The following is a 23,978-nucleotide window of genomic DNA, read 5'->3' as shown; positions in this document are numbered from 1 at the left end:
AGCGCTCCCTCCCGAAGACCAAAAGGTCGTCGGCAATCCAGCTGCCCGAGTCGATTGAGGCCGCGGAACTTAGCGATCCAGCGCCGAAAATGCAAGTCGAAACCTTCATTTCCGAAGCTGCGAAGGCGTCCCCCGCGGCGAGGTGCGGCTTCTACGTGGGGCCTCCGCCGGCCGCAAGCCGATTCCGCCCGCCCCGCGCCCTTAGCTGTGGGCGGATCTGTGCATGGAGTCCGGAACAGAAGCGCTTGCGCCCCGCCCCGCCGTGGCTTCATAGAGCGCGCAGGGTCAGGTGCGCGCGGCTGACCCGCCTGACGCGCTCCATCTATAGAGAGCGCTCTATAGAAGAGGGGTCGTCGATGTTGTCCCAGAAGGCGCGCTACGCCCTGCGCGCGATGATCGAACTGGCGCGCGCCGAGGAGCAGGTCACGGCCGGCGAACTGGCCCTGCGCGCCGACGCGCCCCGCAAGTTCCTGGAAGCCATCCTGCTGGGCCTGGCCCGCCACAAGCTGGTGACCAGCCGCCGCGGCAAGTTCGGCGGCTACCTGCTGGCCCGCCCCGCCGCCGAGATCAATTTCGCCGAGATCATCCGCCTGGTCGACGGGCCGCTGGCCTTGGCCCCCTGCGTCAGCCGCACCGCCTTCCGCCGCTGCGAGGACTGCAGCGACCTGGTGACCTGCGCCCTGCGCGAGGCCCTGCTGCGGGCGCGCGACGCCACCGCCGCCGTGCTCGAGGGCTACACCCTGGCCGACGCGGTCACCGGCACGGGCGCCGAGCTGATCGGCTGACGCCCCTCTCTATATGTAGGGGCGCTCTCATATGAGGCGCTCCCTATAGAAGAGAGAGCGCCCCTCGCCCGCCCCGGCCTCAGCCGGCGGCGATATAGGCCTTCAGGCCGTCGGCCTCGGCCTGGGTCTCCTGGATCTTGTACTTCACCAGGTCGCCGATCGAGATGATCCCGACCAGCCGACCGCCCTTGGCCACCGGCAGGTGGCGGATGCGCCGGTCGGTCATCTTGGCCAGCAGGGCCTCGATGGTCTCGTCCGGCTGGGCGAAGATCACGTCGCGGGTCATGCAGGCCGAGATCGGCTTGGTGAGGGCGCCGGCCCCCTCCTTGGCGATCTGCCGCACGATGTCGCGCTCCGACAGTATGCCGGCGATGCTTTCGTCGGCCTCCAGCACCACCATCGCCCCGACCTTGCGGGCGTGCAGCAGGGCGGCCGCCGCGCCGACGGTTTCCTGGGGCGAGGCGGTGAACACCAGGTCGCCCTTGTCCTTCAGGATCTGAGACACCAGCAAAGCTCAATCCTCCCTTATGGTTCTTGGAGAACGAGGGTCTCGCAATCCCGCTCCGGGATCAATGGCGTAAGAGACGCCAAAGGATGCGCGGCCTTCCGATCGACCGCCCCAACCGCCGCGCGGTGCGCGTTTAACCAATTCTGGATACCTTGGCGCCTAGGATTGGCGTGTCCGGTTTTGGCACGGGGGTTGCTTGCAATCCCCTGGCAGACAGTCGCGGAGCCCGTCATGGCCTCAAATAAGAACAACAAGCCCCTCGTCCGGGCCTACGGCGCGGCTTTCGTCGCAGCCGGAGTCCTGATTTCGGGCGCCGTTCCGGCCTTCGCCCAGAGCGTCAGCACCAATTCGGCCTCGTACAACGCCGGCTATGGCCGCACGGCGGGGCAGGAAAACCAGATCGTCGACTATTCGACCCGCGACGCCAACGGCAACCGCGTCATCGTCGACGGCGTCATGCTGACCGGCAGCGACCAGAGCGTCTATTCCAGCCGCAGCTCGTCGGGCTCGCTCGACAGCTATTCGGGCGTCGGCAGCCTGGGCGGCTATTCCAGCTCGACCGCGATCGGCAACAACCTGACGGTCATCACCCAGGGCAGCAACAACGTGGTCATCGTCAACTCCAAGCAGGTCAACAACGGCAATGTCACCGCCGGTTCGTCGACCAACGGCGGTGTCTCCAATGGCAACTAAGCGGATCCTCCTGCTGGTGGCCGCGGCCTGCTCGGCGCTCAGCGCCTGTGGCGGCGGCGTGCCCAAGCGTCTGGACGCGGGCAACTACGCCCGGCCGATCGGCACGGCGCCGGTCACGGCCAACCCGACCCCCTATTCGACGGCGCTGAACTGCCTGGCCAGCTACGCTCGGCAGAACCGCGTCGCCGCCCCGCGCATCGCCGTAGGCCGCATCGCCGACTACACCGGCAAGGAAGAGTCCGACGGTTCGGGCCGCAAGGTCACCCAAGGCGCCTCGCTGATGGCCATGACCGCCTTCGCCAAGGCCGGCATGCCGATGGTCGAGCGCTTCGACACCTCGGTTTCCGAGCTCGAACTGAAGTACGCCAACAACAAGCTGATCTCCGACCGCCCGGCCCCGACGCCGGACGCTCCGGCCGACTATCGCAAGATCGTCGCCGGCCAGGTCGCGGGCTCGGACTTCTACCTGGTCGGCGGCGTCACCGAACTGAACTACAACATCCACTCGGCGGGCGCCGACCTCTACGGCGGCGACCTCGACAGCGACGGCCTGAAGGCCAACTTCAAGCGCCGCCTGTTCGTGATGAACATCGCCATGGACCTGCGCCTGATCAACAGCCGCACCCTGGTGGTGGAAGACGTCATCTCCTACCAGAAGCAGGTGATCGGCCGCGAAGTCAGCGCCGGCATCTTCGCCTTCGCCAACAATAACGTCTTCGACCTGTCGGGCGGCAAGGGCGCGCTGGAGCCGGTGCAACTGGCCGTGCGCTCGCTGATCGAGCGCTCGGTCGTCGAGATGAGCGCCAACCTCTACGGCATGCCGGGTCCCCAGAGCTGCCTGCAGTCGGATCCGTTCGGCGCCGACACCGTCGGCGTCACGGGCGCCTACACGCCCGCCTACAACAACCTGGGAACCAACAATGCGCAGACCCGCGAAGATCCGTCTCGCTGGAACGATCGCAGCGATCCCTCTGTGCGTCGCGGTCGCTACTAGCGTCGCCTTCGCCCAGGGCCAGGTTCTCAACAACCAGGTCAATCTGGGCGAGGTCTTCACCGAGCAGACCCTCAACGTCGTCACCGTCGAGGAGGGCGTCAGCGCCACCACGACCGCCGCCGGCAACGCCGTCGGCATCGGCGGCGAGCGCGCCGACGTCAGCGCCACCTCAAACCAGGTGAACTCCGGCTCGGTCTACGGCCACGGCGTGGTCAACGCCTCCGGCTCGATGGGCGCGTCCAGCGACGTCACCACCGTGGCGACCGGCAACAACGGCTCGGTCGACATGACCGAGGCCACCTATTCCGGCTTCACGGTCCAGACCAACAGCGGCGCGGTCACCGCCCGCGGCCAGGTCGAGGGCGAAACCGCCCAGGCCGGCGACCTGACCATGGCCACCCAGGCGATGGGCAACGCCCAAGGGCTCTATCTCGACAACGGCTCGGCCGGCGCCCGCATCAGCCAGGCCAATTCCGGCGACGTCCTGGCCGACGGCGGGGCGATCGTGCAGTACGTCAGCGGCACGTCCACCGTGGCCGGCGCGGCGGCGGGCAACAGCATCGCGATCGGCGGCTACAACCAGTCGGCCGCCCGCGTGATCGCCGACCAGGGCAACACCTCCGACCTCGTCCAGGCCAGCAAGTTCACCGCCTATGGCAACAGCTACCTGACCAGCACGGCGACCACCGCCGTCGCCAACGACCTGTCGGCCAGCAACACCGGGCCGCTGCTCGACGTGGCCAACCACCAGTACAACACCGCCTATGTGCGCTCGCAGGCCGAGACCAGCTCGTATCTCTACGGCTCGGCCCAGGCCAGCGCCAACGGTGTGGGCAACAACGCCGTCGTCGGCAACACCGGCGCGGCCCTGGTGCTCGACAACGTCCAGACCAACGACGGCGGCGGCGTCGAGGTGATCGCCAGCGCCACGGGCGACACCGGCTACGACATCGGCGCCAGCGCCACGGCGGCCGGCAATTCGGTCACCGGCTATGTCTGCAGCCAGTGCGGCGGCTCGATGAGCGTCTCCAACGACCAGTCCAACAGCGCCGACGTCTCGGCCCGCTCGACCACCACGGTCACGGGCTCGGCCCGCTCGGTGACGGGCACGGCCAGCGCCACGGGCAACAACGCGGCGTTCTACATCCGGAACTGAGGCCTCTCTGCTCCTCCCTTGCTTTAGCGGGGGAGGTGGCGCGCTGCGGATACGCAGCGTGACGGAGTGGGCGAGACTGGGCTCGGCCCTTCCCCCCGTAAAATCCCCGCGAGAGCGGGGACCCAGGTGTTTTCCAGCAATGCCCGTTCCCTCTCCCCTTGCGGGAGAGGGTGGCCTCCGAAGGAGGTCGGGTGAGGGGTCTCTCAGAAATCGAAACCGCGTGTGGCGGTCAGGCCGGGTGATGCGTCTCATGTCTGAGAGACCCCTCATCCGTCGGCTTCGCCGCCACCTTCTCCCGCAAGGGGAGAAGGATTTCAGCGCCCGTACACCGCGTCGCGCAGTTCCCGCGTCACCTGGCCGTTCATGCCTTCGAACGCGGTATTGGTCAGCAGCACCACGGTCAGACCAGCCTTGGGATCCACGAACCAGTTGTGCCCATAGACCCCGCCCCAGGCCAACGTGCCCTGCCCTTGCGGGGTCTTGGCCACCGCCGGATCGTCGAGCACGGCCCAGCCGTAGCCGAAGCCCCAGCCGGGGCCCTGGGTGGCGGCCTTGATACCGGCCTGGTCGGTGGTCATCAGCTTCACGGTCGCGGGCTTGAGCACCGGCCCGCCGCCCGTGCGCACGGCCTCCAGCAGGGCCAGCACGTCGCCGGCCGTGCCGACCATGCCCGCCCCGCCCGAGGGGAAGGCGGCCGGATCCGTCGCGCGGCTGGGGGCCATGCGCACGGCGGTGGCGCCCAGCGAGACGTCCTGATTGTCGGTCATCCGGGTGGGGGCCGGGCTGGCGTTGGCGTAGGGCGTGGCCAGGCGGGCCGGGTCCTTGGCCTGGAAGCCGGCGTCCTTCAGGCCCAGCGGCCCGGTGACGGTGCGCTCGACCACCTGCGGCAGCGGATGGCCGTCGGCCTTCTCGGCGACCAGCCCCAGCACGTCGATGGCCAGGGAATAGCGCCAGGCGGTCCCCGGCGCGAAGGCCAGCGGCCCCTTGCCGATCCGGGCGACGTTCTCGTCCAGGCTCAGGCCCGAGATGTCGAGCCCGTCCGAGACGCCCAGCTTGTGATACGGGTGCTCGGCTGTCTCCGACAGGCCGTAGGTCAGGCCCGCCGTGTGGTCGAGCAACTGGCCGATGGTGATGGTCGGGACCCGCCCGTCGGCCAGGGCCGGCTTGAAGTCGGGCAGCCACTTGGTCACCGGATCGGCCAGCGACAGCTTGCCCTCCTCGACCAGCCGCATGATCGCCACGCTGACGAACGGCTTGCTGACCGAGGCCAGGCGGAACACCGCATCCTCGCGCATCGGGGCGGCCGCCTCGCGGTCGGCCAGGCCCACGGCCCGGTGGTAGACGAGCTTGCCGTCGCGGGCGACCAGGGCCACCGCGCCCACCAGCCGCTGGTCGGCCACGGCGCGGTCGAGCACCGCGTCGATGCGGGCGGCCAAAGCGGCGTCCTGGGTCTGCGCGACCACCGCCGGCTTGCCCACGGCCTGGGCCTGAACCATCGCCGGCGCGCCCGCCGGCACCGCCCAAATCGCCAGGGGGGCCGCAACGCCCGCAAGCCATCGACGCATTTCGCTGCTCCCTCGCCGCCGGACGCCCGGCCTTCCTACGGAGTGGGATGCGGCCGCGCCTTGCGCAAGTCCAGGCGCGCGAGTTTCCCACAGGCTTGCGGGCCGATGTTGCAAACTGGAAGTCGCCCCGGCCCAATCCGCCGCCGCGCGGCCTTGCTTGCGCCACGCGCGCCGCCCAAGTTGAGCTTCGACATCTTCCGCAATCGATCGGTAGCCATGATATCCGTCTCGCGCCTGGCGCTCGTCGTCTCCGCCGGCCTGGCGCTCACCGCCTGCTCCACCCTGCCTTCCGTCCTGCCCGGTTCGAGCAAGAAGGCCGACGCCCCGACCGCAGCCGCCGCCCCGGCAGCGCCCGCGCCGCCGGTCGCCCCGGTCAAGACCTCGGGCCCGCAGTTCTCCGACCTCAAGCCCGGCCAGTGGCCGCACGAGATCTCCGACGTCGCCGTCGATCCGGCCATCCGCTTCGGCGTACTGCCCAACGGCATGCGTTACGCCCTGCGCAAGAACGCCACCCCGCCCGGTCAGGCGGCGCTGCGCCTGTGGTTCGACGCCGGCTCGCTGATGGAGGCCGACGACCAGCAGGGCCTAGCCCACTTCCTCGAGCACATGGCCTTCAACGGCTCGAAGAACGTGCCCGAAGGCGAGATGATCAAGATCCTCGAGCGCCGGGGCCTGGCCTTCGGGGCCGACACCAACGCCTCGACCAGCTTCGACGAAACGACCTACACCCTCGACCTGCCCAAGACCGACGACGGCACGGTCGACGACGCCATGATGCTGCTGCGCGAAGCGGCCGGCGAGCTGACCATCGACCCCGCCGCCGTCGACCGCGAGCGCGGCGTGGTGCTGTCGGAGGAACGCACCCGCGACACCCCCGGCTACCGCGTCTTCAAGCAGGGCTTCGCCTTCAACCTGCAAGGCCAGCGCCCGCCCGAGCGCCTGCCGATCGGCACGACCGACGTCATCTCCACCGCCCCGGCCCAGCGCATCCGCGACTTCTACCAGGCCTGGTACCGGCCCGAGAACGCGGTGTTCGTGGCCGTCGGCGACTTCGACCTCGACGCCATGGAGGCCAAGATCAAGGCCCGCTTCGGCGACTGGAAGGCCGTGGGCGAGCCGGGCGCGCGTCCCGACCTGGGCGCCGTGGCCCAGCGCGGCCTGACCGCCAAGGTCATCGTCGAGCCGGGCTCGGGCGAGTCCGTGCAGATCGGCTGGGCGCAAGCCGCCGATCAGCGGATCGAGACCAAGGCCACCGACCGCGAATACATGCTGGAATCGCTGGGCATGGCGGTGCTGAACCGCCGCCTGCGCGCCTTGGCCCGCGGCGAGACCCCGCCGTTCATCTCGGCCGGCGCCCTGCGCAACGACCAGTACCACGCCGTCCAGATCAACGGCCTGTTCGCCCAGGTGAAGCCAGGCGACTGGAAGACCGCCCTGCAGGTGCTCGACCAGGAACAGCGCCGCCTGGTGCAGTTCGGCGTGCGCCAGGACGAGCTGGACCGCGAGATCACTGCCATGCGCGCCGGCTATCAGGCCGCCGCCGCCGGCGAGGCCACCCAGCGCACCCCGGCCCTGGCCGGCGCCATCGTCGGCAGCCTGGGCGACCGCGAGGTGGTGACCAGCCCCTCGCAGAACCTCGCCGGCTTCGACGCCATCACCAAGGACCTCAAGGCCGACGCCGTCTCGGCCGCCGTGCGCGCGCTGTTCGCCGGCCAGGGGCCGCTGATCGTGCTGCCGACCCCGACCGCCATCGAGGGCGGCGAGGCCACGGTCACCGCCGCCTATACGGACTCGACCAAGACCCCGGTGACGCCGCCGGCCGCCCCGGTGGCCACGGCCTGGCCCTATGCGGTGTTCGGCCCGACCGGCAAGCCGGTGGAGCAGAAGGACGTCGCCGACCTCGACACCGTCTTCGTCCGCTTCGAGAACGGCGTGCGCCTGACGGTCAAGCCGACCAAGTTCCGCGACGACCAGATCCTGGTGAAGGCCCGCATCGGCAACGGCCTGCTCGACCTGTCCAAGGCCGGCCAGAGCCCCCTGTGGTCGGCCTCGTCGATGATCGAGGGCGGTCTCAAGCAGATCACCGCCCAGGACATGGAACAGGTGCTGACCGGCAAGGTCTGGAACGCCGGCCTCGGCGTCGAGGACGACGCCTTCGTGCTCAGCGGCCGCACCCGTCCCGAAGATCTCTCGACCGAGCTGCAAGTGCTGGCGGCCTACGCCTCAGACGCCGGCTGGCGGTCCGAGGCCTTCAACCGCATCAAGACCTATTACGGCACGATCCACGACCAGCTGGAGCGCACCAACAGCGGCGTGGTCGGCCGTGACCTGGCCGGGCTAATGCACCCGAACGACGGCCGCTGGACCTTCCCCAGCCGCCAGGACATCGCCGCCGGCTCGATCGACCAGCTGAAGGCCGCCGTCGGCCAGCCCCTGTCGACCGGCCAGATCGAGGTCGTGGTCGTGGGCGACACCACGGTCGAGAAAGCCGTCGCCGCCGTGGCCGAGACCTTCGGCGCCCTGCCCGTCCGCACCGGCGCGCCGGCCCCGGCCGAGGCCAAGCAGATCGGCTTCCCCGCCCCGTCCAAGACCCCGGTGATCCGCACCCACAAGGGCCGCGCCGACCAGGGCCTGCTGTTCATGGCCTGGAAGACCGACGACCTGTTCAGCGACCTGCAGCGCTCGCGCAACATCCAGGTCCTGGCCCAGGTGATGCAGCTGCGGCTGATCGACGAACTGCGCGAGAAGCAGGGTGCCACCTATTCGCCCTCGGTCTCGGCCACGGCCAACGCCACCTTCCCCGGCTGGGGGTATCTGGGCCTGTCGGTCGAGGTGCCGCCGGAAAAGCTCGACCAGGTGGTGGCCAGCGTCCGCAAGATCGCCGCCGACCTGCGCGACAAGCCGGTCAGCGCCGACGAGCTGGAACGCGCCAAGCTGCCGCGCATCGACCAGCTGGAAAAGGCCCGCGAGACCAACGAGTACTGGCTGGGCGCGCTCTCGGGCGCCCAGACCGACCCGCGCCTGCTCGACGCCACCCGCTCGGTGATCGCCGGCCTGCAACGCGTCTCCGCCGCCGACGTCCAGAAAGCCGCCCGCGCCTTCCTGTCCGACGACAAGAGCTGGACCTTCGAGGTCAAGCCGGAGAAGTGAACCTGGTCCCTCTCCCCTTGCGGGAGAGGGTGGCCCCCGAAGGGGGTCGGGTGAGGGGTCTCTCAAACCTCAAAACCGCGTGCGGCGGCCAGGCCTGGCGCAGCGTCCAATATCTGAGAGACCCCTCATCCGTCGACTTCGCCGACACCTTCTCCCGCAAGGGGAGAAGGACAAAAGAAAAAGGCCTCCGCTCTTTCGAACGGAGGCCTTTGTCGTTTCGAACGGGCTTAGGCGATCAGTAGACCACCCCGCCGACGCCGCCGTCGAGGCTCAGGCTCATGCCCGACGACCGCGTCTCCCGGACCGTCTCCTCGCGATAGGCGGTGTAGGTCTCGGTGGTCAGGATGGTCAGGATCTTCACGCCGGCGCCGTAGCGGCGCAGCAGCGAGCGCTCGTTGCAGTCGCGGGCCGGGCGCTGCGGACGGCAGACCAGGGTCCCGCCTTCGCCGCCACGAATACCGGGCGTGTGATAGAGCGCTTCGTTCTTCTGGCAGATATAGGTCTGGGCGCCGCGGCCGCCGGTGCTGACGTCGATCGTGCTGTCGTACTCCCCGATCACGTACTGCATGCGGCTGCCGGCGATGCAGCGATAGAGCTCGCCGTCATAGAGGTCGTCGATGTCGCGGTCGGGCGTGACCTGCGAGGCCGGGTGCGGGATGTCCTTGTCGTCCAGGCAGACGGCGCGGACGACGACGCGCTTGAACTTGGTGCGGGTGGCTTCATAGGCCGTGCGGCGGGCGGTCTCGCCGCCGATCACGTTGAGGCCGTCGATATAGCCGGTGGCCTGCGGGCCCGAATAGTAGCCGCCATGCGCGCCGCCGCCGTAGTAGACGGTCGAACTGGCGCCCGCGCCGGCCCCGGCGCTGCTGCCGGCCGAGGCATTGGCCGAGGCGCTCGCATTGACGTTGACGTTCACGTTGACGGAGGTCTTGCCGCCGCCACCGCCGTTGCAGCCGCTGTTGCAGCCGCTCGGCGGCTTGGGCGGGCGCGGGGGCGCCGGCGGCGGGGTGCAGCAGCTCGGAGGCGTGGTCGTGCAGCCGCTGTTGCACTGGGCGTAGGCGACACCGCCCACGAAGAGTCCGGCCAGGGCCGCCCCGATGGCGATCCACAGCTTGGACACGGTCAGTTTCGGCGCCGTCATGGCGTCTCCCCTTCACACAGCGTGCGTCTTCCAGCCGGTTCACCAGCAAGAAGCGCGCCATGGGCCCGCCGCGCCTCGACTCTGTGCCAAGACGATACGACGGGGCCCCTGGCCCGGTTCTCCTAGCAAGCCCCATGCGGTCGATCTGGACCGCGAAGTGGACCCGCCAGGGGACGACGATGTTCCATCCAAGCACGGAACGGTTGATAGACTATTGGCGAACCCAGGCCGGCGCCGCGCGCATGCCGTCCCGCGCCGATGTCGATCCGGGCGATTTCCTCGATATTCTGTCCCAGGTCTTCATCCTGGGACGCTCGGCAGGCCGCTATCCGTTCCGCCTGACCGGCGGCTTCGTGGCCGATCTGCACGCCCGCGACCTGCGCGGCGAGGACTCGCTGTCGCTCTGGGCGCTGTCGCACCGGCTGGAGGTGAAGTCGGCCCTGGAGGTAGCCCGCCGCCGTGCCGAGCCCGTCGTCGTCACCGCCGACATCCGCGCCCACGGCGTCGCCTCGGTCGGCATGGAGGTGCTGCTGGCCCCGATGACCGGCGCCAGCGGCGAGGTCGACCGGTTCCTGGGTCTCTACCAGCCGATCGCCATGATGCAGCGCCTGATGGGCCGCCCGGCCTACGAACTGGGCGTGCGCCGGATCCAGACGCTCGGCCCCAACAACGCCGAGGCCCCGCGCCTGCGGCTGGCCAGCCTGGACGGCCGGCTGATCGCCTGACGGCGGACAAGGTTTCCTCCCGGACTCTGGAGCGGGAGGCTTGCGTCGCACTGCCGGGTGCGACGCCGAAGGGACGGAGGGGGACGCTCGGGAGAGCGCCTCGCGGCGGGAGCGCCCCCTCCTCCCGGATTTACTCGGCGCCGCCGTTGCGAGCGGTGACGATCCAGCCCGCGCCATCGATCACCACGGACCGCTCCTGCGCCTTGGCCGCGAAGGCTTCACGCACCGCGATCCTGGCTTCTTCCACCACCGCCTTGGCCTGATCCGATAGGGCGCGGGTCAGCGGGCCGACCTGGAAGGCCAGGTCCACGGCGTCGGCGATCGCCGCCTCGCGCGTCTCGCCTTCGCCGAAGACGATCCGGTGGTCGACCGGCGTCAGCGCCACATCCACAAAGCCGGCTTCGCCCAGGATCCGCTCCACCCGCGCCCGGTCGCCGAACGAGAAAGGCCCAGGAGCCTCGGGTGGCGGCGCGGCGGGCGGGCCGACGATCGGGGCGATGGCCTTCAGCGGCAGCCGCACCCAGTCGTTCTCGCCCGCCCCGCGCCAGCAGACGAAGGCGAGGCGACCGTTCGGCTTCAGCGCCCGGCGCATGTGGCTGAAGGCCTGGGCAGGATCGTCGAAGAACATCACCCCGAACCGCGAGAACAGCAGGTCGAACTGCGCCACCGGCAGCAAAGCCCGGCTGGCGTCGGCCACCTGGAAGCGGGCGTTCGGGCGGTCCTCGCCCAGCTTACGGGCCCGCGCCACCAGCGGTTCGGAAACGTCGACGCCCAGAACGCCGCCCTTGGCCCCGACCAGAGCCGCCAGCGCCAGGCTGCCCGCCCCCGCCCCGCAGCCGATGTCCAGCACCTGCTCGCCCGGCGCCGGCGCGGCGGCGGCGACCGTCGCCCGGCCGTAGGCGTCGAGCATCCGGTCCAGCCGCGCCTGGTTCGCCACCCAGCGCTCGCCGGTGCGCCCGTTCCAGTCGGCGATCTGGTGGACATTGCGCTCGGTCATGGCAGGGCCTCAGTTGAGAATTGATCTCAACAAGCTTTAGCCCCGCCGTCGCCGGCTGTCGATCGAGAACACAGCCCCGCTAAGATCGCGGGGCCTCGGTCGCCAACTGGCGCAACCGTCGGACCGTGCTTTCGGCCAGATCCGCCAGATTCCAGGCCTCGCCGTCTTTCAGACGGTTGGCGATCATGCTCAGCGGATGACAGCCCAGTTGGACGCCCGTCAAGGCGACGCTGATCTCGTCGCCGTACGCGTCATCGACCGCCAGGGCCCATTCCAGGCCGCCGTGCGCGAGCAGCGCCTCGCCGAACGCATAGCCCACAGCCTCGATCGCCGCTGTCGCGCCTTCGGCCTCTGAAAGCAGAACATCGTAGAGCGCTTGCAGGTCGGCCGCCGACAAGCGCTCTACCCCGGCTATCCGTTCGGCCCGCGCTACCCCGGCGCGGACGGCCGCACGCTCGGCTTCATCGAGAGGACGGTAGATCGGCAAGGCTCAGCGCCCCGCCGCGTCCAGCGCCGCGATCACCTCGGGCGGCAGGGTCAGGCGGGCGCCGGCCAGCAGTTCGTCGAGCTGTTCGACGCTGGTGGCGCTGGCGATCGGGGCGGTGATGGCCGGATGGGCGACGATCCAGGCCAGGGCGATCTGGGCCGGGCTCGCGCCGGTCGCCTCGGCCGCCTGATCCAGCGCGGCCAGAACCCGGAAGCCCTTTTCGTTCAGGTATTCGCGCGCGACGGTCCGCCCGCGCGCCCGGCCTTCCAGATCGGCCTCGCTGCGATACTTGCCGGTCAGGAAGCCGGCGGCCAGGCCGTAGAACGGGATGATCCCGACGCCTTCCCGCGTCGTCAGCTCGGCCAGCGCGCCCTCGACCTCGTCGCGGTCATAGAGATTGAACTTCGGCTGGATCGACTCGTAGCGGACCAGGCCCTTGTCGGCCGAGGTCTTCAGCGACGCCTCCAGCCGCTCGGGCGTGAAGTTCGAGGCCCCGATCGCCCGCACCTTGCCGGCCTTCACCAGCCGGTCGAAGGCCTCCAGCGTCTCGTCGATCGGCGTGGCCGCATCGTCCTCATGCGACTGGTAGAGGTCGACGTAATCCGTTTGCAGCCGGCGAAGCGAATCCTCCAGCGCCGCGACGATGTTGGCGGCCGAAAGGCCCGGGCGCTTGGGCCACTTGGCCACCTTGGTCAGGATCTTGATGCTGTCGCGCTTGCCGCCGGCCGCCAGCCAGCGGCCGATCGTCGCCTCGGACTCGCCGCCCTCGTGTCCCGGGACCCAGGCCGAATAGACGTCGGCCGTATCGACCGCGTCGAAGCCGCCGTCGACGAAGGCGTCGAGCAGCCGGTGCGATGTCGTCTCGTCGGCCGTCCAGCCGAAGACATTGCCGCCGAACACCAGCGGGGCGATCGAGAGGCCGGAGCGGCCAAGGGGGCGTTGGCTCATGAAGCAGGTCCTATTGGAAGACGGCCGTGACTGTGGGCGGCTTCACCCGCCCTCGCCCAATCAAACTTTGAAATAAGGCCTATTGGGCGCGGGCAGCGGATCTATCCGAAAGCGCCCGCGCGCCTCCCTCTTCCGTAAAACCCCCGCGACAGCGGGGATTTTACGGGTGAAGAGGTCAGGCCGCCGCCGCGGCGGCCCCGTCGAACACCGGCGCGTCCTGCGGCGCCAGGGTCGCCTTCCCGCGCAGCAGGTCGGCCGCCCGTTCGGCGATCATGATCGTGGGCGCATTGGTGTTGCCGCCGATCAGGGTCGGCATCACCGAGGCGTCGATCACCCGCAGGCCCGCAAGGCCCTGCACCCGCAGCTGGTCGTCGACCACCGCCAGCGGATCGCCGGCCGCGCCCATCCGGCAGGTGCCGACCGGGTGATAGATCGTCTCGGCCTTGGCCCGGATCCAGGCGTCGATCTCGGCGTCGCTCTTCACCCCGGCGCCCGGCGCGTACTCGCTGTCGCGATAGGGATCCAGCGCCGCCTGGGCGGCGACGTCGCGGCCGATCCGCACGCCTTCGCGCATCGCCCGCCGGTCCTCGTCGGCGGCCAGGTAGTTGGCCAGGATCGTCGGATCGGCGAACGGATCGGCCGACCGCAGCCCCACCGAGCCCCGGCTCTCCGGCCGCAGCTGACAGATGTGCAGGGTGAAGCCGTCCTTCTCGACCACCACCTTGCCGTGGTCCTGCATGATCGCCAGCACCGCGTGAATCTGCAGGTCGGGCCGGTCGAGATCGGGCCGCGAGCGCAGGAAGGCGCCCGACTCCAGGAAGTTCTGCCGCCCAATGCCCTTGCCCATCAGCAGGTAGGAAAGGCCGACGCCCAGCTTGTTCAGCCCCTTGTTGGCCGAATAGGCGGTCTTCAGCCCCTTGGTCGTCCACGACAGGCAGACGTCCAGGTGGTCCTGCAGGTTCTGGCCGACGCCGCGCGACTCGTGGATAGTCGAGATGCCGTGCATCTTCAGCGCGTCCGGGTCGCCGATCCCCGACAATTGCAGAATTTGCGGAGACTGCACCGCGCCGGCGCTCAGCAGCACCTCGGCGTCGGCGTGCGCGACCGCCGTCTGGCCGCCCTTGCCTGCGACATATTCGACACCGATCGCCCGGCCTTTCTCGACCAGGATCCGCGTCGTGCGGGCCTCGGTGATGCAGGTCAGGTTCGGCCGCGCCAGGGCCCCGGCCAGATAGGCGGCCGCCGCGCTCCAGCGCTTGCCGTCGCGGATGGTCAGGTCGTAGGGGCCGAAGCCCTCCTGCTGGAAGCCGTTGAAATCCTTGGTCACCGGGTGGCCCGCCTGGCGGCCCGCCTCGATCACCGCCTTGTAGAACGGGCTGTCGGACTCGCCGGCCGAGACGTGCAGCGGCCCGTCGCCGCCATGATAGTCGCAGCCCCCGCAGTGGAAGGTCTCCGAGCGCTTGAAGTAGGGCAGCACCTCGGCATAGGACCAGCCCGACAGGCCCATCTGCCGCCACTGGTCATAGTCGCGCGCATGGCCGCGGATGTAGATCATGCCGTTGATCGCCGAGGATCCGCCCAGGCCCCGGCCGCGCGGCCACCACAGGCGGCGGCCGTCCAGGTTCGGCTCCGGATCGGTCCAGAAGCCCCAGTTGCTCTCGCCCTTGGCCTTGATCAGTTCGCCCACGCCCGCGGGCATGCGCACCAGCACCGAGCCGTTCTTGCCGCCGGCCTCCAGCAGCAGAACCTTCACCGCCGGATCCTCGCTCAGCCGCGCGGCCAGCACGCAGCCCGCCGAACCGGCGCCGATGATGACGTAGTCGTAGCGCGTGCCCGACATGGCGTCCCTCCCACAATGTTATCGTTGTTAAGACAGAGAGTGACCCGGCCCGGCGACGGCGGCAAGAGGGCGCGTAAACGCCGCCATAACGTCGTTACGGATTTTGCGAAGACTCAACCTTAATCCGATCTGCAAACCTGCCCGCCATCATGACGGCATCAGATCGATCGGCGGCTTCGTGGAGAGCGCCTTCCGGTCATCCGAACTTCCAACGGCGGCTTCGATCCCGCTGCCGCCGTGAGAAGCCCCGCGCACCGAGCCCCCCGCGCGGGTCCGTCAGGAGCGCCGCCGTCTTCCCCCCAGAGGGCGGCGCTCCTGCATTTTTCCGGCTCAGATGGCCGCGAGGCCGGCGCGGTAGCGCTTCCAGTTCTCGACATAGTGCAGGGCCGAGGCCTGCAGGATCATCGCCTGGTGCTCGCTGACCTCGCGGATGATCTTGCCCGGCGCGCCGACCACCATCGAGTTGTCGGGGATCTCCTTGCCTTCGGTGATCAGGGCGCCGGCCCCGATCAGGCAGTTCTTCCCGATCCTGGCGCCGTTGAGGATGATCGAACCGATGCCGATCAGCGAGCCGTCGCCGATCGTGCAGCCGTGCAGCATCACCATGTGGCCGACGGTGACGTTGGCGCCGATGGTCAGCGGGATCCCGGCGTCGGTGTGCAGCACCGAGCCGTCCTGGATGTTGCTGTTTTCGCCGATCGTGATCGGGTCGTTGTCGCCGCGCAGCACCGCGCCCCACCAGACGCTGGCGTTCTGCTTGAGCACGACGTTGCCCATCACGCTGGCGCTGGGGGCGATCCAGTATTCGCCTTCCGGGGGAAGCCGCGGCGCCGCATCGCCCAACGAATAGACAGTCATCCGTACACCCCGTGTTCTTTTGGCACGCAGAATCTTAATCGCTCAGAAACCATAATCACCCCATTGTAAATCCGGTGATTCGGCATGGAACATCCCTTCATCGGGAGACTTCCTTCCGTATCCGCCGCGGACCATACCGACCGCGGCCTCCTGACGACGGAGAACAGGGTCTTGCGTTCGGCGTTCCGGCGTACAGCACCGCCTTCCTGGGGCTCCACCGAGCCGCCTGGCCGCGCCTGCGGCTCCGTCTTCTGCTCCTCTCATCGACCCAAGGACGACGCCTCACGGCCTCGTCCTTTTTTCATGCCTGAATGGAGGCTTTGATGACCAAGCGAGCCCTGAAGCGGATGGTGCGCGAGGGCGCGGACGACCGCTACGACGACGCCAAGGTGCGTCGCCTGCCGGTGGAGCATCGCGGCGGCTGGTCGCCGCTGGGCGAGACGGACAACGCGCCCCGGGATCAGAGCTACATCAAGACGATAAAACCAAAATCGCCGGGCCAGGCCCAGCTGATGGAGGCCATGGACTCCAAGAACCTGGTCATGGCTCTGGGTCCGGCCGGCACCGGCAAGACCTACCTGGCCATCGCCAAGGCCGTGGAGGCGCTCGAGGCCGGCCGGGTCAACCGCATCGTCCTGTCGCGCCCCGCCGTCGAGGCCGGGGAGTCGATCGGCTACCTGCCGGGCGACATGGAAGACAAGCTGGCCCCCTATCTGCGCCCGCTCTACGACGCCCTGACCGATCGCCTTTCGGTCAAGCGCATGCGGGCCCTGATGGCCGAGGGCGCCATCGAGATCGCCCCGGTCGGCTTCATGCGCGGCCGCACCCTCAACAACGCCTTCGTGGTCATCGACGAGGCCCAGAACTGCACCTACATGCAGCTGAAAATGCTGCTGACGCGCCTGGGCTGGCACTCGACCATGGTGGTCACCGGCGACCCGAACCAGTCCGACCTGCTGCCGGGCATCTCGGGCCTGGCCGACGTGGCCGCCAAGTTCGAGGAGTTGTCCAACATCGCCGTCGTCCGCCTGGCCGACAAGGACATCGTCCGTCATCCCCTGGTGGCCGAGATGCTCGGCGTTCTGTGACCCTAATTCTGTAATTTCATAACAGTTCTTGCCCCTCGGGGCTTGAGTATGGGGCGGTCGGACTGCAAGGTCCGGCCGCCTTAACTGTTTTGGGACCCCATATGTCCGATGCCGCCGCCGCCCCACGCTCGGAGTTCACGCTCCGCGGCGTGCTTCTGGGGATCCTGATCACCGTCGTCTTCACGGCCGCCCAGGTCTATCTCGGCCTGAAGGTCGGCCTGACCTTCGCCACCTCGATCCCCGCCGCGGTGATCTCGATGGCCCTGCTGCGGTTCTTCAAGACCTCGACCATCCAGGAAAACAACATCGTCCAGACGATCGCCTCGGCGGCCGGCACGCTGTCCTCGGTGATCTTCGTCCTGCCGGGCCTGCTGATGATCGGCTGGTGGTCGAACATCCCGTTCCTGGCCACCTTCGGCATCTGCGCCGTCGGCGGCATCCTGGGCGTGATGTACACGATCCCGCTGCGCCGGGCGCTCGTCACCAACTCGCCCCTGCCCTATCCGGAAGGCGTCGCCGCGGCCGAGGTGCTGAAGGTCGGCGCCGGTTCGCGCGAAGGCGCGGCCGAGGGCAAGGCGGGCCTGTGGGCGGTGATCGCCGGCACCCTGGCGTCGGCGGCCTTCGCGGCCCTGGGCGCGGCCAAGATCTTCGCCGCCGAGGTCGCTACCTATTTCAAGGTCGGCAAGGGCGCGACCGGCATCGGCGCCTCCAGCTCGCTGGCGCTGATGGGCGCGGGCCACCTGATGGGCATCACGGTCGGCGTCGCCATGTTCACCGGCCTGTTCATCGCCTGGGCCGTGCTGGTGCCGATCCTGACCGGCGTGTTCCCGGCCGAAGCCGGCATGAGCGTCGCCGACCACGCCCTGAAGGTCTGGTCCACCAAGGTCCGCTTCCTGGGCGCCGGCGTCATCGGCGCGGCCGCCATCTGGACCCTGGGCAAGCTGGTCGTTCCGATCTGGCGCGGCCTGGTCTCGGCCTTCGAGGCCGGCAAGGCCCGCCGCTCGGGCTCGGGCGACATTCCGCGCGTCGAACAGGACATCCCGCTCTTCGTCGTCGGCCTGGTTTCGGTCGCCCTGCTGGCCCCGGCCGGCTGGCTGCTGGCCGCCTTTGCGCTCGGCGGTCCCGCCGGCGCCCTGGCCCTGCCGCTGACCATCGTCGGCGTCGCCTATCTGGTGTTCGCCGGCCTGCTGGCCGCCGCCGTCTGCGGCTACATGGCCGGCCTGATCGGCTCGTCCAACAGCCCGGTCTCGGGCATCGCCATCCTGACCGTGCTGGGCGCCTCGCTGCTGGTCGGCGCCATCGGCCGCGGCCTGATCGGCCCCGACGCCGCCAAGGCCCTGGTCGCCTTCGCCCTCTATGTCACCGCCACCGTCCTGGCCGTGGCCGTGGTCGCCAACGACAACCTGCAGGACCTGAAGACCGGCCAGCTGGTCGACGCCACCCCGTGGAAGCAGCAGACGGCCCTGGTGATCGGCGTGCTGTCGGGCGCCGTGGTCATCCCGTTCGTGCTGGACCTGCTGGCCAAGTCCAACGGCTTCGTCGGCGCGCCGAACCTCAACGTCGTGCCCGGCGCCGAGCCCCTGGCCGCGCCGCAGGCGACGCTGATCTCGACCCTGGCCAAGGGCGTCATCGGCCATAACCTGCAATGGGACCTGCTGGGCGTCGGCGCCCTGATCGGCCTTGCCCTGGTGCTCGTCGACATCGTCCTGCGCCGCGCCAGCAAGGATCGTTTCAGCCTGCCGCCGCTGGGCGTGGGCCTGGCCATCTACCTGCCCAGCGCGGTGACCGCCCCCGTGGTGGTCGGCGCCGTCGCCGGCTGGATCTTCGAGCGCGTGGTCTCCAAGGACCGCAAGGCCGAGGTCGCCAAGCGCCTGGGCGTGCTGATCGCCTCGGGCTTCATCGTCGGCGAGAGCCTGTTCAACGTGGCCCTGGCCCTGCTGATCGTCGCCAGCAACAAGGGCGCGCCCCTGGCCATCGCCTCGCCGCCGCCCGAGCACCTGGGCATGATCATCGCCCTGGTCGTCGCGGCGATCCTGGTGGCCGGCCTCTACGCCTGGTGCCGCATCCAGGCCCGGAAGACCGAACAGGCCTGATCGGACTTTTCCGCTGAAGACGAAGACCCCGGAAGCCGCCGCTTCCGGGGTCTTTTTCATTCCGCCGCCAGCACGGTGAACCAGACGTCCGCCCGCCGCTCGAAGCCCAAGGCCCGGTAGAGCGCATTGGCCCCGGCGTTGTCGGCGTAGCTGTGCAGGAACGGCGTCTCGCCCCGCGCCAGGATCTTGCCGGCCACGTGCGCCATCAGCCCGGCGGCGTAGCCCTGCCCCCGGAAGTCTGGGTGGGTGCAAACGCCGCTGACCTCGGTGAAGCCGTCGGGCCGCATCCGTTCGCCGGCCATCGCCGCCAGTTCGCCGCCGACCTTCACCCCGACGAACTCGCCCAGTTCGTGGGTGCGCGAGAAGAACGGCCCGGGCTTGGTCAGCGTGGCCAGGGCCAGCATTTCGGCCGCGTCGGCTTCGGTCAGGGCGACGATCTCGAAATCGACGGGCTTGAGCGGGGTGATCGCCGACGCCGCCATCTGCCAGCAGAGGGCGCTGGAGACCACCGCCGTCCCAGGGATCGGCGGCGGCGGAGAAAGCTCGACCAGGCCGCTGTTTCCATGCTCGCCGACGAGCTCGCCCAGGGCAGCCAGGCTCTCCGGCGTCTCATCCGCGATGGCGGCGAACAGGCCGAAGCGCGGATCCATCCGCAGCGCGCCCTCCTTGGCGATCGCCAGGTGCGCCTGCCGGCCGGTCAGGCTGGACCAGACAGGGCGGTCGAGGGGATGGCTCATGGGCAATAGGCGGCGATCAGGGCCTTCACGGCGCCGACGCTGGCCATGGCCGGCTTGTCGTCGCCGTCGAACATCTGGCTGGAGGTGAAGACGCCCTCGATCAGCAGCAGGAAGGCGTCGCCCAGGGCTGCGGGATCGCGCGCGCCCATCTCCCCGGCCTTGGCCCGAAGGCGCCGGCGCAGGTCTTCCTTGTGGGCCTGCGAGACCATGCGGCCCACGTGCTGGCGGTCGGGATACTCCACCGCCGCGTTGCTCAGCGCGCAGCCGCGATAGTCGTCGCCGACCGACCGCGCCGCCAGCCCTTCGAAATAGGCGACCATCTGGGCCTTGGGGTCGCCGGGGAACGCATCCTCGGCCGACTTGAAGCGGTCCCAGAAGCCTTCTTCCACCTCGCGCAGCACGGCGGCGACCAGGTCGTCCTTGGACTTGAAGCTGCGATAGAGGCTGGGCTTGGTCACCCCGGCCTTGCTGACGATCTCGTCCACGCCCACGGCGCGGATGCCCTCGCGGTAGAACAGGTCTCGGGCCGTCTCGAAGATCTTCTCGGCGGCCCGCGCACCGGGCGCATACGGCTGGAGGTGGAGGGGTTGGTCGGCGTCGGTTTTCGTCATCGGGAACAAGGCCTCTTGACGATGTTACTAACCGGTACGTACAACGCCATCAAGACCCGTACCGATCGGTTACATTTTCCGCTTGGAGCCTGACATGGCCGCGATCCGCCGCCCCTTCGGCCGCAACTACGCCTTCGTGGTGGCCGGCGTGACCTTCCTGGCCCTGCTGGCCGCCGCCGGCCTGCGAGCGGCGCCGGGCGTGCTGATCCTGCCGCTGGAAAAGAGCTTCGGCTGGGATCGCGGCTCGATCTCGCTGGCCGCCGCCATCGGCATCTTCCTCTATGGCCTGACGGGTCCGTTCGCCGCCGCCCTGATGCAGTCGTTCGGCGTGCGCAAGACGGTCAGCCTGGCCCTCGTGTTGATGGCCGTCTCCACCGGGCTTTCGGCCTTCATGACCCAGAGCTGGCACTACGTCGCCACCTGGGGCGTGCTGGCGGGCTTCGGCAGCGGGGCCGTGGCCATGGTGCTGGGCGCGACCATCGTCAATCGCTGGTTCGTCGAGCGGCGCGGCCTGATGCTGGGCCTGCTGACCGCCGCCACGGCCACCGGCTCGCTGATCTTCCTGCCGGCCATGGCCTTCATCGCCGAGCACGGCGGCTGGCGGCCCGTGGTGCTGACCGTCGCCGCCGTCGCCGCGATCATGGCCCCGATCGCCTGGCTGCTGATCCCCGAGCGCCCGGCCGACATCGGCCACAAGCCGTTCGGCGCGGGCGAAGACTGGGTGGAGCCGCCGCGCGGCTCGGCCTCCAACGCCCTGGCCGGCGCCTTCGGAGCCCTGGCCCGCGCCGGCAAGACCCGCACCTTCTGGCTGCTGTTCCTAGGCTTCTTCATCTGCGGCCTGACCACCAACGGCCTGATCGGCGTGCACATGATCGCCTTCTGCGGCGACCGGGGCATGCCCGAGGTCCGCGCCGCCGGCCTGCTGGCGTTGATGGGCCTGTTCGACCTCTTCGGCACGACGGCGTCGGGCTGGCTGACCGACCGCTACGACCCGCGCAAGCTGCTCTTCGTCTACTACGCCCTGCGCGGCCTCTCGCTGATCTACCTGCCCTATTCGGACTTCTCGATCGTCAGCCTGTCGGTGTTCGCGGTGTTCTACGGCCTGGACTGGATCGCCACGGTGCCGCCGACCGCCCGCCTGGCCACCCAGGCCTTCGGCGACCGCGACGGTCCGATCGTGTTCGGCTGGATCGCCGCCGGCCACCAGCTCGGCGCGGCGACGGCGGCCGTCGGCGCGGGCCTGATCCGCGCGGCCCAGGGCCAGTACGTCCAGGCCTTCGTCATCGCCGGCGTCGCCGGCCTGATCGCGGCCGGCGCCTCGCTGCTGATCCGCCGCGAGGTCAAGGCGATGGCGGTCTGAGCCAGCCTCCTCCACCGTAAAATCCCCGCGAAAGCGGGGACCCAGGCTTTTTCTGAAAGGCGTGGCGCTCGACGATAAAACACCTGGGTCCCCGCTTTCGCGGGGATTTTACGGGGTGGAGATTAAGCCCAAAAGAAAACGGCCGCCCCGGAGAACCGGAGCGGCCGCTTTGCATGCCCGGACGGGCGAAAGGCCTATTCGAGGTCTTCGGCCAGGATGGCCATCTCGAACATGTACGAGCCGTCCTCGTCTTCGTCCTGGAAGAGGACGCCGATGAATTCGCCCTTCACTTCGACCTCGGCGGAGTCCTTCTGCTTCGGACGGGCCTTCACGGCGATGTGCGGGTTGCCGAAGGTGCGCTTCAGGTGGGCTTCGAGCTTGGCGATGGCGGCGGCGTCCACGGGGGGCTCCTGATCTTGTTATTGGGCTTTCGCCCCCGTGGGGCGGAATGGCGGGAAACTAGAGGTCCCGGGCGCAAAGTGTAAGGCCTTTTGCGCGCGAACCGGCTCAGGCCTGTTGAGAAAACGGCGGCGGCGAGGTCGCTCGCCCCTGCTCCACGAGCCAGTCGCGAAAGCGCCGGGCCCCGCGCGAGGCGCCGGTCCTGGGCGTCAGGGCGCACAGCAGCGTCGGTTCGGCCGCCATGCCCAGCGGCGCCACCAGACGTCCGGCCGCCAGGTCCCGCTCGGCGAAGGCGTAGGGCACGACCGCCGCGCCCAGGCCGGCGGCGGCGGCCTCGATCATGTAGAAGTAGTGGTCGAACTCCCGCACCAGGCCCGGGGCCGGCAGGTCGAGACCCGCGGCCTTCGCCCACTGGTCCCAGCTGTGCAGGTAGGTGCGGGTGTGCAGGCGCGGCAGGGCCGCAAGGTCCGCCGCCGTCCGGACACGCGCGGCCAATTCAGGCGCGACGACGGGCCCTACGAAGGTCTCCAGGAACGGCGTCGCCTCGCCGTCCGGCGAGGGCGGGCCGCCGGGATCGCGCATCCGGATCGCCAGGTCCACGCCGTCGGCGCGGAAATCGAACGGCCCGTTGGACTCGGCCACCCGCACCGGCGTGTCTGGAAAGCGCGCGACGAAGTCGGGCAGGCGCGGGATCAGCCATTTCATGGCGAAGGTCGGCAGGCACGAGACCACGGTGGGCCGGGGCTCGTCCTCGGGCGGACGCGGCACGGTCTCGTCGAGGATGTCGAAGGCGCGGGTCAGGCCCTCGGCCAGCTTCAGCCCGGCCTCGGTCATGACGAGGCGATTGCGCGGCCCCTCGGTCAGGGCGACGCCCAGATGGTCCTCGAGCTGGCGGATCTGGCGGCTGACGGCGCCGTGGGTGACGCACAGCTCGTCGGCGGCCAGGGTCATGCGGCCGCGCCGGCCGAAGGCCTCGAAGGCGCGCAGGGCGTTCAGCGGCGGCAGCGGACGTCGAGCCATGTGACGAAACCTCACAGACCTCGACCGATAAGTCGTTAGCCGGTCGGGCGCAACCGCCGGATAAGCGCAGGCATGGACACGCGGCGGAAAATCACATCGGCGCAATGGGCGGCTGTCGCGGCGCTGTGGGCGCTGGCGATCTACGGCATGACGGCCAAGCCGGCGCCGAGGCTGGAGACAGCGCGGCTAGTGGCCTGCCGCTGAAGCTTGGCCGCTCAGCCACCTTGCCTCTAGGATACGCCAGCGCGGCGAACGGGATCCGAAGATGAAGTGGCCAGACCTGTTCAAGCCTCGCAGGGCGCTCGGCGACTACGATCCGCTGAACGATCCGACCATCGAGCAAACCTTCTACATCCTCACGGCGCGCAAACGCCGGGACGTCGGGCGCGACACCCAGGCGCGGCTCTATCTGCATGACGGCAAGCGCCTGATCGTCACCGCCGTCGCGGGCATCAGCGACACCGGACCGGTGGCCATTCTCGACATCGGGTCACCCGACCGCGAGATCGGCGCCTGCGTGCGCGAACACCTGCTGCGGTTCTCGCCCGACAGCCCGAGCGACATGCGCGATCACAAGGCCGCCGACTGGGCGGCGTTCAAGGCTTCCAAGGAGCGCTCGGTAAAGGGCTTCGAGGAACGATGCTTCATGGTCATCGTCCAAGGCGGGTCCAGCAGCGTCACGATCGACGCCTTTCCCCGCAAGGGCCTGCACCCCGGCTTCAGCGTCCATGCGACCGAGCGCTACGACGAAACCGAATTGGGCGCCGCCATCCGCCGGACCCTGGCCGGAGCCCAGGCCCTGCGGAGCGCGGGCGTCCTCTAG

At 69.4% G+C, this 23,978-nt stretch carries 22 protein-coding genes; 10 read left to right on the top strand and 12 right to left on the bottom strand.

Annotated elements, in window-relative coordinates; all coding sequences use genetic code 11:
* The first annotated feature begins 356 nt into the window (after positions 1–356).
* Positions 357–785, top strand: coding sequence for an RrF2 family transcriptional regulator (locus tag AC07NG_RS24750; protein WP_110120654.1), 429 nt, complete (start codon positions 357–359; stop codon positions 783–785).
* A gap of 79 nt (positions 786–864) precedes the next feature.
* Here AC07NG_RS24750 and AC07NG_RS24745 read toward each other — a convergent pair whose 3' ends face one another.
* Complete coding sequence (locus AC07NG_RS24745; RefSeq protein ID WP_110120655.1) at positions 865–1,296, bottom strand: CBS domain-containing protein; 432 nt, start codon at positions 1,294–1,296, stop codon at positions 865–867.
* A 228-nt stretch (positions 1,297–1,524) separates the two neighbouring features.
* On the opposite strand from AC07NG_RS24745, the gene hfaA reads away from it, so the two are divergent.
* The 3 genes from hfaA to hfaD are packed head-to-tail and all read left to right on the top strand — an operon-like array spanning position 1,525 to position 4,136.
* Positions 1,525–1,986 (top strand): holdfast anchoring protein HfaA, encoded by a 462-nt coding sequence (gene hfaA, locus AC07NG_RS24740; protein ID WP_494596997.1) that lies wholly within the window; start codon positions 1,525–1,527, stop codon positions 1,984–1,986.
* On the top strand, positions 1,976–2,980 hold the full coding sequence (gene hfaB, locus AC07NG_RS24735; RefSeq protein WP_110120657.1) for a holdfast anchoring protein HfaB: 1,005 nt from the start codon (positions 1,976–1,978) through the stop codon (positions 2,978–2,980). The genes hfaA and hfaB overlap by 11 nt, the downstream gene beginning before the upstream one ends.
* Positions 2,907–4,136 carry a holdfast anchor protein HfaD gene (gene hfaD / locus AC07NG_RS24730; RefSeq protein ID WP_494596995.1) on the top strand — a complete coding sequence of 410 codons (1,230 nt, stop codon included), beginning with the start codon at positions 2,907–2,909 and terminating at the stop codon, positions 4,134–4,136. The genes hfaB and hfaD overlap by 74 nt, the downstream gene beginning before the upstream one ends.
* Positions 4,137–4,450: 314 nt before the next feature.
* Here the strand turns inward: hfaD and AC07NG_RS24725 are convergent, their stop codons facing one another.
* Positions 4,451–5,701: a serine hydrolase domain-containing protein gene (locus AC07NG_RS24725; RefSeq protein WP_494596993.1), complete on the bottom strand. Its 1,251-nt coding sequence runs from the start codon at positions 5,699–5,701 to the stop codon at positions 4,451–4,453.
* 216 nt (positions 5,702–5,917) lie between these two features.
* On the opposite strand from AC07NG_RS24725, the gene AC07NG_RS24720 reads away from it, so the two are divergent.
* Positions 5,918–8,851: a M16 family metallopeptidase gene (locus AC07NG_RS24720; RefSeq protein ID WP_494596991.1), complete on the top strand. Its 2,934-nt coding sequence runs from the start codon at positions 5,918–5,920 to the stop codon at positions 8,849–8,851.
* Between the two features lie 235 nt (positions 8,852–9,086).
* Here AC07NG_RS24720 and AC07NG_RS24715 read toward each other — a convergent pair whose 3' ends face one another.
* Positions 9,087–9,992, bottom strand: coding sequence for a hypothetical protein (locus AC07NG_RS24715; protein WP_494596990.1), 906 nt, complete (start codon positions 9,990–9,992; stop codon positions 9,087–9,089).
* A gap of 179 nt (positions 9,993–10,171) precedes the next feature.
* Here AC07NG_RS24715 and AC07NG_RS24710 point away from each other — a divergent pair, with 179 nt between their 5' ends.
* Entirely contained in the window at positions 10,172–10,717 is a 546-nt protein-coding gene (locus tag AC07NG_RS24710) for a PAS domain-containing protein (RefSeq protein ID WP_494596989.1), read from the top strand.
* A gap of 130 nt (positions 10,718–10,847) precedes the next feature.
* Here the strand turns inward: AC07NG_RS24710 and AC07NG_RS24705 are convergent, their stop codons facing one another.
* The 5 genes from AC07NG_RS24705 to AC07NG_RS24685 form a co-directional block, all read right to left on the bottom strand.
* On the bottom strand, positions 10,848–11,714 hold the full coding sequence (locus AC07NG_RS24705; protein ID WP_494596988.1) for a class I SAM-dependent methyltransferase: 867 nt from the start codon (positions 11,712–11,714) through the stop codon (positions 10,848–10,850).
* A gap of 79 nt (positions 11,715–11,793) precedes the next feature.
* On the bottom strand, positions 11,794–12,201 hold the full coding sequence (locus tag AC07NG_RS24700) for a DUF3806 domain-containing protein (protein WP_494596987.1): 408 nt from the start codon (positions 12,199–12,201) through the stop codon (positions 11,794–11,796).
* A 3-nt stretch (positions 12,202–12,204) separates the two neighbouring features.
* Positions 12,205–13,149, bottom strand: a complete 945-nt coding sequence (locus AC07NG_RS24695; RefSeq protein WP_494596986.1) for an aldo/keto reductase — start codon at positions 13,147–13,149, stop codon at positions 12,205–12,207.
* 175 nt (positions 13,150–13,324) lie between these two features.
* Positions 13,325–14,989, bottom strand: a complete 1,665-nt coding sequence (locus AC07NG_RS24690; protein WP_494596985.1) for a choline dehydrogenase — start codon at positions 14,987–14,989, stop codon at positions 13,325–13,327.
* Between the two features lie 330 nt (positions 14,990–15,319).
* Positions 15,320–15,847, bottom strand: coding sequence for a gamma carbonic anhydrase family protein (locus AC07NG_RS24685; RefSeq protein WP_494596983.1), 528 nt, complete (start codon positions 15,845–15,847; stop codon positions 15,320–15,322).
* 311 nt (positions 15,848–16,158) lie between these two features.
* Between AC07NG_RS24685 and AC07NG_RS24680 the strand changes: the two genes are divergently transcribed.
* A complete protein-coding gene (locus tag AC07NG_RS24680; protein WP_487292508.1) occupies positions 16,159–16,935 on the top strand; it encodes a PhoH family protein in 777 nt (258 codons plus the stop codon).
* A 101-nt stretch (positions 16,936–17,036) separates the two neighbouring features.
* Positions 17,037–19,028 carry an OPT family oligopeptide transporter gene (locus AC07NG_RS24675; RefSeq protein WP_494596981.1) on the top strand — a complete coding sequence of 664 codons (1,992 nt, stop codon included), beginning with the start codon at positions 17,037–17,039 and terminating at the stop codon, positions 19,026–19,028.
* Between the two features lie 56 nt (positions 19,029–19,084).
* Here AC07NG_RS24675 and AC07NG_RS24670 read toward each other — a convergent pair whose 3' ends face one another.
* Together AC07NG_RS24670 and AC07NG_RS24665 are read right to left on the bottom strand one after the other, a co-directional pair.
* Positions 19,085–19,765, bottom strand: a complete 681-nt coding sequence (locus tag AC07NG_RS24670; RefSeq protein WP_492857465.1) for a GNAT family N-acetyltransferase — start codon at positions 19,763–19,765, stop codon at positions 19,085–19,087.
* Positions 19,762–20,376 (bottom strand): TetR/AcrR family transcriptional regulator, encoded by a 615-nt coding sequence (locus AC07NG_RS24665; RefSeq protein ID WP_494596980.1) that lies wholly within the window; start codon positions 20,374–20,376, stop codon positions 19,762–19,764. The genes AC07NG_RS24670 and AC07NG_RS24665 overlap by 4 nt, the downstream gene beginning before the upstream one ends.
* Positions 20,377–20,470: 94 nt before the next feature.
* On the opposite strand from AC07NG_RS24665, the gene AC07NG_RS24660 reads away from it, so the two are divergent.
* Positions 20,471–21,736 carry an MFS transporter gene (locus AC07NG_RS24660; RefSeq protein ID WP_494596979.1) on the top strand — a complete coding sequence of 422 codons (1,266 nt, stop codon included), beginning with the start codon at positions 20,471–20,473 and terminating at the stop codon, positions 21,734–21,736.
* 194 nt (positions 21,737–21,930) lie between these two features.
* Here AC07NG_RS24660 and AC07NG_RS24655 read toward each other — a convergent pair whose 3' ends face one another.
* Together AC07NG_RS24655 and AC07NG_RS24650 are read right to left on the bottom strand one after the other, a co-directional pair.
* Positions 21,931–22,137 (bottom strand): DUF3126 family protein, encoded by a 207-nt coding sequence (locus AC07NG_RS24655; RefSeq protein WP_110120674.1) that lies wholly within the window; start codon positions 22,135–22,137, stop codon positions 21,931–21,933.
* Positions 22,138–22,243: 106 nt separating this feature from the next.
* Entirely contained in the window at positions 22,244–23,155 is a 912-nt protein-coding gene (locus tag AC07NG_RS24650) for a LysR substrate-binding domain-containing protein (protein WP_494596978.1), read from the bottom strand.
* 265 nt (positions 23,156–23,420) lie between these two features.
* Here AC07NG_RS24650 and AC07NG_RS24645 point away from each other — a divergent pair, with 265 nt between their 5' ends.
* Positions 23,421–23,978 (top strand): hypothetical protein, encoded by a 558-nt coding sequence (locus AC07NG_RS24645; RefSeq protein ID WP_494596977.1) that lies wholly within the window; start codon positions 23,421–23,423, stop codon positions 23,976–23,978.

This window comes from Caulobacter sp. GW821-FHT10C03 (genome assembly GCF_059415485.1).
This window is presented reverse-complemented; position numbering and strand designations above follow the sequence as displayed.